Annotated in this window: 13 protein-coding genes; 3 read left to right on the top strand and 10 right to left on the bottom strand. The window is 72.6% G+C overall.

The features are described from left to right. Position 1: 1 nt before the first annotated feature. Complete coding sequence (locus tag IF83_RS0106225; RefSeq protein ID WP_030543024.1) at positions 2–1,843, bottom strand: SCO2524 family protein; 1,842 nt, start codon at positions 1,841–1,843, stop codon at positions 2–4. Between the two features lie 90 nt (positions 1,844–1,933). Next, complete coding sequence (locus tag IF83_RS0106230) at positions 1,934–2,731, bottom strand: SCO2525 family SAM-dependent methyltransferase (protein ID WP_037678865.1); 798 nt, start codon at positions 2,729–2,731, stop codon at positions 1,934–1,936. A gap of 278 nt (positions 2,732–3,009) precedes the next feature. On the opposite strand from IF83_RS0106230, the gene IF83_RS0106235 reads away from it, so the two are divergent. Next, on the top strand, positions 3,010–3,531 hold the full coding sequence (locus tag IF83_RS0106235; RefSeq protein WP_030543026.1) for a GNAT family N-acetyltransferase: 522 nt from the start codon (positions 3,010–3,012) through the stop codon (positions 3,529–3,531). A 68-nt stretch (positions 3,532–3,599) separates the two neighbouring features. On the opposite strand, the gene IF83_RS0106240 is transcribed toward IF83_RS0106235, so the two are convergent. The 7 genes from IF83_RS0106240 to IF83_RS0106270 form a co-directional block, all read right to left on the bottom strand. Further along, positions 3,600–3,977: a hypothetical protein gene (locus IF83_RS0106240; protein WP_030543027.1), complete on the bottom strand. Its 378-nt coding sequence runs from the start codon at positions 3,975–3,977 to the stop codon at positions 3,600–3,602. A gap of 47 nt (positions 3,978–4,024) precedes the next feature. Beyond that, a complete protein-coding gene (locus IF83_RS0106245; protein WP_030543028.1) occupies positions 4,025–4,720 on the bottom strand; it encodes a TNT domain-containing protein in 696 nt (231 codons plus the stop codon). Between the two features lie 161 nt (positions 4,721–4,881). After that, entirely contained in the window at positions 4,882–5,904 is a 1,023-nt protein-coding gene (locus tag IF83_RS0106250) for a 2-hydroxyacid dehydrogenase (protein WP_030543029.1), read from the bottom strand. Between the two features lie 209 nt (positions 5,905–6,113). Then, the gene (locus IF83_RS0106255) at positions 6,114–7,142 is read right to left on the bottom strand and encodes a 6-phosphofructokinase (RefSeq protein WP_030543030.1); all 1,029 of its coding nucleotides are present in this window, start codon (positions 7,140–7,142) and stop codon (positions 6,114–6,116) included. Positions 7,143–7,354: 212 nt separating this feature from the next. After that, complete coding sequence (locus IF83_RS0106260; RefSeq protein ID WP_030543031.1) at positions 7,355–8,029, bottom strand: response regulator; 675 nt, start codon at positions 8,027–8,029, stop codon at positions 7,355–7,357. Next, positions 8,026–9,312, bottom strand: coding sequence for a MacS family sensor histidine kinase (gene macS, locus IF83_RS0106265; protein ID WP_030543032.1), 1,287 nt, complete (start codon positions 9,310–9,312; stop codon positions 8,026–8,028). Before macS ends, IF83_RS0106260 begins: the two co-directional genes overlap by 4 nt. Positions 9,313–9,427: 115 nt before the next feature. Then, on the bottom strand, positions 9,428–10,243 hold the full coding sequence (locus tag IF83_RS0106270; RefSeq protein WP_244176877.1) for a lysophospholipid acyltransferase family protein: 816 nt from the start codon (positions 10,241–10,243) through the stop codon (positions 9,428–9,430). A gap of 189 nt (positions 10,244–10,432) precedes the next feature. Between IF83_RS0106270 and IF83_RS0106275 the strand changes: the two genes are divergently transcribed. Together IF83_RS0106275 and IF83_RS0106280 are read left to right on the top strand one after the other, a co-directional pair. Continuing rightward, positions 10,433–11,215, top strand: a complete 783-nt coding sequence (locus tag IF83_RS0106275; RefSeq protein WP_030543034.1) for an alpha/beta hydrolase — start codon at positions 10,433–10,435, stop codon at positions 11,213–11,215. Continuing rightward, positions 11,208–12,038 carry a hypothetical protein gene (locus IF83_RS0106280; RefSeq protein ID WP_030543035.1) on the top strand — a complete coding sequence of 277 codons (831 nt, stop codon included), beginning with the start codon at positions 11,208–11,210 and terminating at the stop codon, positions 12,036–12,038. Before IF83_RS0106275 ends, IF83_RS0106280 begins: the two co-directional genes overlap by 8 nt. A 261-nt stretch (positions 12,039–12,299) precedes the next feature. Here the strand turns inward: IF83_RS0106280 and IF83_RS0106285 are convergent, their stop codons facing one another. Further along, positions 12,300–13,175, bottom strand: a complete 876-nt coding sequence (locus tag IF83_RS0106285; protein WP_158711005.1) for an endonuclease/exonuclease/phosphatase family protein — start codon at positions 13,173–13,175, stop codon at positions 12,300–12,302. Between the last annotated feature and the right edge of the window lie 12 nt (positions 13,176–13,187).

Genomic DNA, 13,187 nt, shown 5'->3' on the forward strand with positions numbered 1-13,187 from the left:
GTCACACGCCCCGGGAGGCGGTCTGCCGGGCCAGGGCCAGGGTGTCGAGTTCGCCGAGGACCTCCGTGCTGAGCGCGCAGGAGGTGCCGGGCTGTTCCTCCAGGATGCGCCGGGCGCGGGCGAGTTTGACCTCGATGCCCTTCAGCGCCATGCCGCGCGATCCGTCGGCCGTCGAGGTGGGTTCGAGCTGCTCGTTGCCGAGGAGGTGGGTCGCCTCGCTGAGCAGGTCGCGGGCGAGGGTGGTGAGCGTGCCGCTGCGGATCGGCGGCTGGGTGTAGAGCTGGCGCGCGGCGACCATGCACTCGGTGACGCGCTCGGTGATGCTCCAGGACATCGCCCAGTTGCGGTCCGGCGAGTCGGGATAGACGGCGTGGATGTTGTCCCAGAGTCCCGCGGTCTCGCCGCCCCGGATACGGCGCTGCCACAGATGGTCGAAGATCCGCTCGGCCAGCCGCAGCAGCCGGTCGTGGGAGGAGATGCTGCGGGACAGGGAGCACAGCTGGATGGTCCGCTTGAGCAGCTGGGCGGAGAAGTCCGGCATCGACCACTGCATGGGCGGGCCGAGCGCCTCACTGCCCTGGAGGGGCATGGCCACACCCGGGTTGTGCAGCTCGACGGCCGCGTCGCCCACCTTCATGCGGCTGGTGATGCGGCCGCGTTCGGCGAGCCGCTGCATGACGTCGACGGTGCGGGTGAGGTCGTCGTCGGTGGCGCGGCGGCGCACCAGGTCGTGGACCAGGATGGCGGCGACGGAGAGCGAGAAGTACTCCGACTCCTGCCGCTGGCCGGTGGTGCGCCAGGGGATGTCCTCCAGGGGCCAGCTGCCGTCCCCGAACCGGGCGATGCCCGACCAGTACTGCTGGGTGATCTCCCACCGGAGCCGCAGCGCGTCGGCGAGGCGCTGCTGTTCGGTGTTGAGCAGTCCCAGGGTGAGGGTGCGGTCGGAGAAGAGGTCCTGGATGCCGTCGAGGGCGACGACGGTGAAGTAGAGGTACGGGGTGGGCCGGGCGATGCCGTCGGGCTGCGGCCCGATCTCGCTCTCGATCTCGACCGGCGGGGCGTCCTTGACCAGGCTCCAGGCCCAGCCGCACTCGAAGAGCTGGTTGTCGTCGTCGAGGCCGTCGGCGACCTCGACGCCGAGGGAGATGCTGTCCCGGATCGTGGCGCGCAGGGCCTTGAAGCGGCGCTGGAACTGCTGGGCGGCGATCCGCTCGGAGACCTGCCCCTGCCCGAGGAGCTTGCAGAGGGTGCGGCCCTGGGGCGCCTCGGCGTCGAACACGTTGACCGTGAAGGAGCGGAGCAGGCTCACCATCGCGGCGGTGAGCCGGGCTTCGGTGGCGGTCCTCAGTTCCTCGGCGAGCGCCTGGACTTCCGCGCGGCGGGGTTTGCTGAGATAGACCTTGAGAAAACCGAGGGTCGCCAGGGAGAGCGTGATCGACAGCGAAAAGGAGTCGACGACCCCCAACTCCCGCTGTTCCGGGGTGAGTTCGTCTGCGGAGTCCCTGGCGTTGAAGTAGTGGCCACCGGCGAAACTGGGTCTCTTGTCGTCGGTGGTGTGGGTCCTCATGAATTCGGCTACAGCCGAAAGGATCTTCGCCGGGATCTCCAGACGGCTGCCCGCGGCCTGGAGGGCGTCCCGGACGTCACGGTCCGTGGTGTCCGGATCGTCCAGGCGGAACGCGGGGAACTCCGTGGCCGGGTACAGGATGCAGAGCAGGCGTTCGGCGTCCGCGACCGTGCTGCGCCCCCCTGATTTACCCCAGTCCCATTCCCCGTCCACGAATGAATAACGCGCGATGGCGCGCCAGATGTCCAGCAATTGCTGGCGCGGCTTGATCTGCATCCCCCATACCCCTCACCCGGGGCCCGCCCCCGCATTGTTCACCGGAAAGCGGGCCGCCCTTCACCGACGTGCGCGTGATTCAGCGGAACATCAAGAAGGAGAATGACGCCGTCCGCATGCGACGATCATTCCCTTGTACCCCTTGCGAAGAGGGCGGTTTCCCGGAATTCCGATGCGGGTGATCCGGATTTCCCCCTCGGCGAAGGGAGCCAGTGCGCCCCGCACCTGCTCCTCCTCCACGCTGCAGGCCGGGAAGGACTCCCCGCCGACCGTGTAACCCGTGGAGCCCTCCATGAAGGCGGCCGCGAAGGGCGCTCCCGGCAGCAGGCACTCCGCGAACCGCCGCACCCCTTCCCGGAACTCCTCGAGGGACGTCGTCATCGACTCGGCCACGAAGAACATCGTGCCGATGCCCCAGCGCCGCTCGGGGAGATCGAACAGATTGCCCTGCTTCGCACGGGCCGCCAGCCGCAGTCTCGCCCGGGGGTCCTCGATCCCCGCGTACGGCTCCACCTCGCGCAGGACGCCCCAGAAGGCGTCCCAGTTGGTCTCGTAGCCGGGGATCTGGCGCTCCAGCCACTGCACGTTGGTCGCGGCCCGCTCGAAGAGCGTGACCTCCGAGCACCAGGGGAGCAGAGTGAGCGCGGGGTACAGGTTGGCACCCGATCCGACGTCGATCCCCGGCACGGGCCCGGCCGCCGGGTGGCGCCCGAAGTGGTCCCGGAAGTGATCCCGGACGATGCGGATGATCTGCTCGTCGTCGGAGCGCAGGTGACGGTAGTTGTGCTCGACGTACGCGTCGGAGTCAAACGCGTTCCAGTCGGTCTCACCATTGAGCTCTTGCGATTGCGATTTCCCGCGCCCGGGATCAAACGTTCTCAGAACCATCTGCCAAGCGTAGCGAGAAACTCCGGCGCGGTCTTCGCTTTGAACAAGCCATACGGGGTCCGCGGAAGCACGGAACCGGCCCGGAGGGAGCACGGGGGGCGCGTCGGCGCAATGCGGCGTCTGGCCCGTTCCGGCCTTGAACGTCCTGTTCGGCGCGGGAATCCTGGTCTGACCGCCGGCCGTCGGCCACCCCGCCGGAAGGCGCACGCCGTCCAACCGCGTTCCACCTGTACGGGTGACGACGCGTTGTCCCAGACTCTTTCACCAGGAAGTGGCGCATGACTGCTCTTTCCGGAGATCGATTACCGCTGTCCGCCGCCTCGGCGGTGTCTCTGGCCCCGGAGAACCGGCCGCCATGGGTGAGAACGATCACCGAGGAGGATCTGCCGCCGCTGTCCCGGCTCGACGAGGCCGTCTTCGCCGAGCACGCCTACCCCTACTTCGTGCTGCGCCAGCTCTACGACCTGCACGGGGACCAGCTCCTGGTGCTGGACGACGGCGACGCGCTCGTGGGGTACGTCCTCGTCGGCACCCAGTCCGACAAGAGCCGCAGCTGGATCCTCGGGCTCGGCATCGACCGGAGGTCGCGCGGCCGCGGCTTCGGGCGGCAGCTCATGGCGGAGGCCTTGCGCCGGCTGCGCGCGGCGGGGGTGCGCGAGGTCCGGCTGACCGTCGAGCCCGCCAACACCGCCGCGGTGGAACTGTACGAGTCGATGGGCTTCACCCGGCTCGACCACCACGAGAACTACTTCGGCCCCGGCGACGCCCGGCTGGTGATGATGCTGCCCCTGCGGAGATGACACGGCGGCGGGGGCGCGCTCCGCGATGCGCGGTGCGCGCCCCCGCCGTGCGTGGTGCCGGTCCGCCGTCAGGAATCCTCGGCCGGCGGCCCGTCCGGGCGGCCCTGTCTGCGCAGGGCCTCGTCGAAGTCCTCCCGGGCTTCGCGCTGGATCTCCTCCGCGTCGGCCAGGACCTCCTCGGTCCGCGCCCCGCCCTCCGGGGGCGGGGACGGCAGGGTGGTCAGCCGGCCGAGCAGGTCGCGGCAGGCGTCGTCCTCCGAGAGATACGCGCGCACGTCCTGGTCGCGGGAGCGCTGGCGGAGGCCGACCGCCCAGCCGTCCGACCCGGGCCGCAGGAAGAAGTACGCGTCCGACTGGAACGGGATGTCGTGTACGCCGGGGATGTCATAGAAGGCGTCCGGAACCCGCTCCTCCCGCAGCGTCCGGACGAGTTCCCGCCTGTCCACGATGCCGGTCCTTTCGTCGGGTTGCCCGTTCCGTACGGTCGTCGGCGTCAGTTGAGCGGCCGGAGCTTCCCGGCGGCCACGAGGTCCGGGACGGAGAGGCCCGTCTTGTACTGGAGGCCGCCGCCGGGCTGCCCGAACCAGGCCCGCGCCGGGCCGGCCTCGACCGTGAACGGCTCCGCCACCTCGTAGAGGTGGTACCCGAAGGGGTACCGCGGATCAATGGTGTTGAGATTGCTCGGCGGAATCGCGCGCTCCGCGAAGGGGGTGCCCGCCGGGGCGAGGAAGTTGCCGAAGCCGCTGCCGAAGAGGTCGACCTTCTGCCCGGCCCGCAGCTCGATGCCGATCTTCAGCGGCCGGCCGTTGACCAGGACCCAGCCGTCCGGGTCCGGGTACCACCAGCCGGCCGTCGGCTCGTTCCAGTAGCAGGCGAGGAAGCGCTCGGGGGACAGGCCGCCCAGCCGGTCGTAGCCGCGGAGCATCCGGCCGATGGGGCCGTGGTGCGGAAGGTGGCGGGGGCCGAACCGCCAGTCGCCGAGGTAGTAGCGCTGGAGCCGGGGGTCCGGCGGTCGCGTGGTGCCCGCGACCCGGTCCGTGGTCGGGCAGACGGGGTGGTGGTACGCGTGAGTGCCGGACGCCGGGGCCCCGGTGGCGGCCGGCGGGCCGGCCAGCGCGGACGCCGGGGTGGCGGCGCAGAGCGAGAGGAGCGTCCCGAGAAGGACGAGGAGATGCCGGAGGGGGCGCATGGGTGTCCCGTGTGTCGTGTGGGGGGCTGACACGGGGATACATCGCCGTTTTCACCGGCCGGGCGGGGTGCCCCGCACCGGCGTCAACCGGTCGGAGCAGCGCCGCCCCACGGGCGGGCCAAACCCGGTGGCCCCGGCGGGCCACCCGGGCGGGGGAACACTTACCGGCCGGTGCCGCCGGCGGCGCCACCCGCCGGGACCAGGACGTTCTCGCTGGTGCGGCCGGCCAGGTAGTCGTCGATGTTGCCGACGGTGGTGCCGATGATCTGGGCGGTGGCGTCGCGCGTGTAGTACGCCTGGTGGGAGGTGACCAGGACGTTGCTGAAGGTCATCAGCCGGGCGAGGGTGTCGTCGGTGACCACGTCGAGCGATTTGTCGAGGTAGAAGAGCCCGGCCTCGGCCTCGTAGACGTCCAGCCCGACGCCCGTGAAGCGGCCCGCCTTCAGCTGCGCGATGAGCGCGCCGGTGTCGATGAGTCCGCCGCGGCTCGTGTTGACGAGGATCGCGTCGTCCTTCATCACGGACAGGCCGTGCCGGTCCAGCAGATGCTCGGTCGCGGGCAGCAGCGGCACGTGGAGGCTGACGAGGTCGGCCTCGGCGAGCAGTTCGGGCAGGTCCTCCCGGTACTCCATGCCCAGCTCGGTGCAGGCCGGGTTCTCCGCGACGTCCCAGCCGAGCAGTCTCATCCCGAAGCCGTGGGCGATCCGCGCGAAGCACTCGCCGATCTTGCCGGTGCCGATCACCCCGGCGGTGCGGCCGTGCAGATCGCGGCCCATCAGCCCGTCGAGACGGAAGTCGAAGTCGCGGGTGCGGGTGGCGGCCCGGACCACGCGCCGGTTGACGGCCATGGCCAGGGTCCAGGCGAACTCGGCGACGGAGTACGGCGAGTAGTGGGAGACCCGGGCGACGGTCATGCCGAGCTCCGCGGCCACCTCCAGGTCGATGTTGTTGAAGCCGGTGGCCCGCTGGGCGATCATCCGGGTGCCGCCGGCGGCGAGGGTGCGCAGGACGTCGGCGTCGAGCTGGGCGTTGACGCTGACGCTGACGATCTCGTGATCGGCGGCGATGGGGGCGGTGTCCCGGTTGAGGAAGACGTCCACGCAGCGGACGGTGTGCCGGCCGGCGAAGGCCCGCTCGATCATCGGCTTCTCGTCGTTCTGAACGCCGAAGGCGAGGATGTCCACGATTCTCCCGGTACGAGCAGCAGCGGCTGACGGCAACGCCCTTGATGCTACAAGCCGTCCGGACGGGGCTCGTTGCCGCCGACGGGACCGGGACGGGAGAGGCAGGCGCCCGGGAAGGGGCCGGGAGGAGGGAGCCGGAGCGGCGGGCCGCGGTGGCGGCCGCCGCTCCGGCTCCGGTCCGGGGCCGGCCGGTGCTCCTGTGGCCGCCGTCAGCCGAAGAAGACGCCCGCCTCGGCGTACAGTTCCGGGCGCACGGTCTTCAGCTTCGCCGTCGCGTCATGGATGGGCACCCGCACGATGTCGGTGCCGCGCAGGGCGACCATCTTGCCGAAGTCCCCGTCGCGGACGGCGTCGATGGCGTGCAGCCCGAAGCGGGTGGCGAGCCAGCGGTCGTACGCGCTGGGGGTGCCGCCGCGCTGGACATGGCCGAGGACGGTGGTCCGCGCCTCCTGGCCGGTGCGGGCCTCGATCTCCTTGGCCAGCCATTCGCCGACGCCCGACAGCCGGACGTGGCCGAAGGCGTCCTGCGAGCCGTCCTTGAGGACCATGTCGCCGTCGAGGGGCATGGCCCCCTCGGAGACGACCACGATCGGGGCGTAGCGGATCTTGAACCGGGATTCGACCCAGGCGCACACCTTCTCCAGGTCGAAGCGCTGCTCCGGGATGAGGATGACGTTGGCGCCGCCGGCGAGCCCGGAGTGCAGTGCGATCCAGCCGGCGTGACGGCCCATCACCTCGACGACGAGCACCCGCATGTGGGACTCGGCGGTGGTGTGCAGCCGGTCGATCGCCTCGGTGGCGATGTTGACGGCCGTGTCGAAGCCGAAGGTGTAGTCGGTGGCGGAGAGGTCGTTGTCGATCGTCTTCGGCACCCCGACGCAGTGGACGCCGTATTCGTCGGCCAGTTGGGCGGCCACCCCGAGGGTGTCCTCCCCGCCGATGGTGATGAGCGCCTCGACCTCCAGCTTGGCCAGATTCTCCTTGATCCGGCGGATGCCGTGCTCGGCCTTGAGCGGATTGGTCCGCGAGGAGCCGAGGATGGTCCCGCCGCGCGGCAGGATGCCGCGGACCGCCGGGATGTCGAGCGGAACCGTGTCGGCTTCCAGGGGGCCCCGCCAGCCGTCGCGGAACCCGACGAACTCGTACCCGTAAGTCTGGACGCCTTTGCGGACGACGCCCCGGATCACGGCGTTCAGTCCGGGGCAGTCACCGCCACCGGTCAGTACTCCGACCCGCATGGGATCTTCCCTTCGTGATCATTCTCCGTAGTCGCGCCATTACTCGCTCACGGTAGTAGTGATTCAGATCACAGGGGATGGGAGCAATCGGGAGATTTCGCACTTTCCCGGGGAGACCGGCCTCCGGCTTCACTCGTATGGAGTGACGGCGAGGGGTGACGGAAGGAGCGAAGGAAAGCGACGGAAGGGGTGACGGAAGGGCTGACGAAACGTCAGGCGTCGTCGAGCCCGCGCTCGATGGCGTACCGGACCAGCTCCACCCGGTTGTGGAGCTGGAGTTTGCCCAGGGTGTTCTGCACGTGGTTCTGCACCGTGCGGTGCGAGATGACCAGCCGCTCGGCGATCTGCTTGTACGAGAGGCCCTTGGCGACGAGCCGCAGGACCTCGGTCTCCCGGTCCGTCAGCCGGGGAGTGTCCGGGGCGCCGGCGGAGGGCGGCTCGGGATCGGAGGCCAGCCGCCGGTACTCGCCGAGCACCAGCCCGGCCAGGCCGGGGGTGAAGACCGGGTCGCCGGCCGCCGTCCGGGCCACCGCGTCCAGCAGTTCCTCCGCCCCGGCGGACTTGAGCAGATAGCCGGTGGCGCCGGACTTCACCGCCTCCAGGACGTCCGCGTGCTCGCCGCTCGCGGAGAGCACGAGCACCCGCAGCCCGGGCTGGGAGCCGACGAGTTGCCGGCAGACCTCGACGCCCGGCAGCCCGGGCAGGTTGAGGTCGAGGACCAGGACGTCGGGCCGCGCCGCACGGGCGCGCCGCACCGCCTGCGGGCCGTCCCCCGCGGTGGCGACCACGCTGTACCCGGCCGCCGCCAGGTCGCGCGCGACCGCGTCCCGCCACATCGGGTGGTCGTCGACCACCATCACCGTCACCGCCGCCGGTTCCGTCGTCATGCGTCCTCACTCCCCCGTGCCGTGCGCGGCATCCGCAATTCCACTTCCGTGCCCTGCCCCGGTACGGACAACAGCTCGGCGCTGCCACCCAGATCGCGCAGCCGGCCGCGGATGGAGAGGGCGACACCGAGCCGCCCCTCCCGCTCCGCGTCCGCGAGGCGCCCCTCCGGGATGCCCGGGCCGTCGTCCCGGACGGTCACGATCACCTCGTCCGGCTCGTCCTCCAGCAGGATCCACGCCCGCGCCTCCGCGCCCGCGTGGCGGTCCACATTGTCCAGGGCGGCGCCCACGGCGGCGTCCAGTTCCTCCGCCGCGCGGGTCCGGAGCAGGACGGGCGCGCCCGGCTCGGCGAAGGAGACGCGGGAGGTGGCGCGGGCGGCGAGCAGGGTGCGCAGATCGCACCTCCCGTCCGCCGCCACGGCGTCCGGGCCTCCGGGCGCCCCGGTACGCACCCGGGCACCCCGGACGGCTCCGCGCGCCGGGCCGGTCTCACCCGCGGCCGCGGGGCGGGCGCCCTCCGGGCCCGGATCCGGCTCCGCGGCTCCCCCGGACGCGTTCGCGGCGGAACGCCGGGCCGCGGGGACGAGGCCGCCGGCCACCAGGGTGCGCAGCGCCACCTCCTGTTCGCCCGCCATCCGCCCCAGCTCGGCCGCCTCGCCGCCGATCTCCGCGCCGCGCCGCTGCACCATCGCGAGCACCTGGAGGACGCTGTCGTGGATGTCGCGGGCCAGCCGCTCCCGTTCGCGGGTCGCGGCGTCGACCTCCAGGGCCCGGGCGAGGGTGCGCTCACTGGCCCGGGCCACCTCCACCACGTAGCCGATGGCGACACTGGCGATCCACACCAGCAGGACGTTGTGCACGGTGTCCTGAGCCGGGGCGCCGCGCTCGATCAGATTGGCGGCGCCGACGATCGCGGAGGCCACCGCCGCCCAGCGCCAGCCGCCCTTGAGGGCGAAGCCCAGCACCGCGCCGGCCGTCCAGATGGACGGCAGGGTGGGGCCGCCGGTGTCGATGCGCTCCGCGGTGTCGAGGACGGCCGTCAGCAGAATGCCGGTGACCGCCATGGTCAGATCGACGACCAGGAAGCGCAGGGTGCAGCGCTCGGCGGAGGAGACCCGGCCGACGGTCGCCAGCGTCCAGGCGGCGAGCACGGCGAGATAGGCGGCGGCGCCGAGCGGGTGCGCGTACTCGTCGTGGTCGTAGCCGAAGAGAGCGAGGGCGTAGAGCATGGTCAGCACCCGGTAGCCGGTCAGGGCCCGCCAGAGCGGCTGTTCCACGGACATCCGGGGCCGGACCCGCCCGCCGGGCGGCTTCCCCTCCCCCGCCGCCCCGCCGCCGGGCCGTACGCGTGACCGCACGCTCGGTGCCATCTCCCCAATCCCCCTCGCCCGGGACGGATTACGTCCCGGAATCTCCCGGTGCGCCGGTCTCCCCGGCGCTCCCGGCCCCCTGTGCCCCCCGGGCCTCCCCGGCCCGCCGGGCGCTCTCCGCGCCGTCCGCCGCCGCCTTCTCCTCGTCCCTCCGCCGCTTCGCCTCCTCGGCGAGCTGCCGCTTGGCGACATTGGCGTAGACGTCGACGTACTCCTGGCCGGACAGCTTCATGATCTCGTACATGATCTCGTCGGTCACCGAACGGAGGATGAACCGGTCGTTCTCCATACCGTGGTAGCGGCTGAAGTCCAGCGGCCTGCCGATCCGCATCCCGGGGCGCATCAGCTTCGGTACGACCTTGCCCGGCGGCTGGATCTTCTCCGTGTCGATCATGGCGACGGGGATCACCGGAGCCCCGGTGGCGAGCGCGACCCGGGCGACACCGGGCTTGCCGCGGTACAGCCGCCCGTCGGGCGAGCGGGTGCCCTCCGGGTATATCCCGAACAGTTCGCCGCGCTCGATCACCCCGACGCCGCTGCGGACCGCTGCCTCCCCCGCGGCGCGGCCGCCCGAGCGGTCCACCGGCAGCTGCCCGACGCCCTTGAAGAAAGCCGCGGTCAGCTTGCCCTTGACCCCCGGGGAGGTGAAGTACTCCGCCTTGGCGATGAAGGTGACCTTCCGGTCCACCATGGCGGGGAAGAAGAAGGAGTCCGAGAAGGAGAGATGGTTGCTGGCGAGGATCGCCGGACCCTCCGCCGGGATGTTCTCCAGCCCTTCCGCCCAGGGACGGAAGGCGAGTTTCAGCGTCCCGCCGATGGACAGCTTCATTGCGCCGTAAAGCAACCGAGGACCTCCTGTGTGTGCGCCTCGACTCTAGCCTGCCGCCGCGGGCGGTCCCGCCCGGAGGCGGGCTTCGGACCTACCCGGTACCGGCGCCGTCGCGTACGGTGAAAACCGGCCGCGCCACCGGCCCGGCATCACCCGGCAGCCCCTGCCGGACCTCGCGAAACGACGACGAACAGGAGACCTCCGGTGCAGGTCCTCCCCGGAGCCGAACCGTTCCACCACGAAGGCGGGGACATCGGCGTCCTGCTCTGCCACGGCTTCACCGGTTCCCCGCAGTCCATGCGTCCCTGGGCCGACTTCCTGGCCGGGCGCGGATACACGGTGTCCCTGCCGCTGCTGCCGGGCCACGGCACCCGCTGGCAGGACATGCAGCTCACCGGCTGGCAGGACTGGTACGCCGAGGTCGACCGGGGTCTGCGCGGCCTCACCGCCCGGTGCCGGAAGGTCTTCGTCTGCGGCCTCTCCATGGGCGGCGCGCTCGCGCTGCGGCTCGCCGCCAAGCACGGCGACGAGATCAGCGGCCTCGTCGTGGTCAACCCGGTGAACCGGGTGCACGGGCTGTCGGCGTACGCCCTGCCCGTCGCCCGGCATCTCGTGCGCACCACCAAGGGCCTGGCGAGCGACATCGCCAAGGGCGGCGTCCAGGAGGCCGCCTACGACCGGGTGCCGCTGCACGCCGCGCACTCGCTGCGCCGCTTCCTCTCGTTGCTCGACGCCGAACTTCCGCAGGTCACCCAGCCGTTGCTGCTGCTGCACAGCCCGCGGGACCATGTGGTCTCCCCGGCCGACTCCGCCCGCATCCTCAGCAGGGTCTCGTCCACGGACGTCACCGAGACCCTGCTGGAGCGCAGCTACCACGTGGCCACGCTCGACTACGACGCCGAGCGGATCTTCCAGGACTCCCACGACTTCATCGGCCGGCTCACGGCGGGCGACGCCCAGCGGGAAGGGACGGCGACCGGTGGCTGAGCGCGGTACCGGCACCGGGCACGAGGACGGCCCCGAACCGTTCGACGAGGAGGCCGCCTGGGCGGCGATCGTGGCCGGATACGGCGAGGAGCCCCAGTTCCCCGGGGACGACCCGCCCGCGCGCGAACCGGTGGCCGGACCGGGCGCGCTGCCCGGCTTCCTGGAGACGGACAAGCCGCTGAAGCCGTTCCCGCCGGACGCGGGGGCGGAGGCCGGGACGGACGGACCGGGGCGGGGCGCGGCGGAGACGGCTGCCGGAGATCCCGGGCCCTCCGGGGCCGGCCGGCGGAGCGGAGGCGCGGGGCCGGCCTCCGCGGAGCGGGAAGCCGGGGCCGGCACCGGCACCGGCACCGGGGAGACGGCAACGCCGGGGGCGGCAGGTGCCTCCGGGGCCGAGACCGGCTCCTCCGCCTCGTCCGACCCCTCCGGCGGGGGCGGCTCCGGCGGCTCCGGGCCGGCGGCCGGGGCGGACCGGCCGCTGGGGTCGAGCGTGATCTTCCCGGCCGGCATGGGCCCCCGGGACTGGAGCCCGAAGGAGCCCGCCGAGGGTCGGGGAGGCGCGGAGGGCGCGGACGAGGACCACTTCGTACCGCCCGAGCCGCCGCCGCTCCCGCAGGCGGACACCCCCACCAAGTTCGCCTGGCTCGCGGTGCTCGGCGGTCCCCTGCTGCTCATCGTGACGGTGCTGTTCCAGCAGCCGGTCACCTGGTGGATCGCGGTCCTCGGGGTCGGCGGCTTCCTGGGCGGCTTCGCCACCCTCGTCGCCCGGATGCGGGAGGACGACGAGGAGGACGACGACCCGGGCCGGGGCGCCGTCGTCTGAGCCCGGGCCCCGGCCCCGGGCCCGCCGGGGAGCCGGCAAGCCGGGAAGCCGGGAGGCCGAACATCGGCGGACCGGAGCCTTCCGAAAACGGCCCGCCGCGCCTACGGTGTTCCCCGAAGGCCTCCGTGCGATCGAGGTGGGTACCTCCGTCGCACGGGGGTCTTCGCCAATGCCGGGGGCTTTCCCCGTGCCGGGGCCCGCGCCGGCCCGGCGCCGGTACCGGAGTCCCGGCGCGCCATCCGCCGTGCGGGCGGGCGGCGTTCAGGGACGCGCCGGCGCACCGCTCCGCCCGGCGGCGGGCGGCGCCGCGGGGACTCTGAGGGCGGCCAGGACGGGGAGATGATCCGTGGCGGCCCCGAGGTCGGCATGGCGGACGCCGGCGAGGCCGAGGGGAACCCCGCAGCCCAGGATCTCCACGCCCTCCGTGGCCAGCACCGCGTCGATGCGCTGGTGCGGTTCGGCGGGGGTCGAGGTGTACTCGCCGCCCCAGGGGGCTTCGGCCCAGGCGTCCCGCAGCCCGCCGGTGAGCCGGCGGAACGCGCGTCCGTCCGGCCGGTCGTTGAGGTCGCCGCCCACGACCGCGTACGGCACCCCGGCCTCCCGCGTCTGCCGGTCCAGCACCTCCAGCAGCATTCCGGCCTGTGCCGTGCGTTCGGCCGCCGCCAGGCTGAGATGGCAGCTCGCCGCCACCAGCCGGGCGCCCCCGAACCGCAGCACCGCGGTGGCGAAACCGCGCCGGTGCAGCCCGGGGGTGAGCGGCAGCAGGATGTCCTCGGTGCGCTCCACGTGCGCGCGAAGCGAGGAGAGGATCAGCGGGCCGGTGGCGGTGGCCCCGCCCGTGACGTACACCAGCCCGGCGGCGCGGGCGAGCCGTGCCACCGCCTTGCGCCAGCGGAAGAACCGCGGCGCCTCCTGGATCAGGACGAGATCGGGGGCGCAGGCCCGGATGACCCGGGCCAGCGCCTCCTGATCGTCGCGCATCGAGCGGATGTTGTAGCTGAGCACGCGGATCACGGCGGAGCCGTCCGGCTCGGTGCGGGAGGCGGGCAGGTCCGTCCGGTCCTCCGCCGCGCCGCCGGGGCCCGGACCGTGCTCCGCCCCGGCCGTCCCCGCTCCGCCCGTCCCCGCCGTGTTCATCCGCCCCGTTCC

This window comes from Streptomyces albus subsp. albus, from assembly GCF_000719865.1.
Taxonomy (GTDB): Bacteria; Actinomycetota; Actinomycetes; order Streptomycetales; family Streptomycetaceae; genus Streptomyces; species Streptomyces albus_E.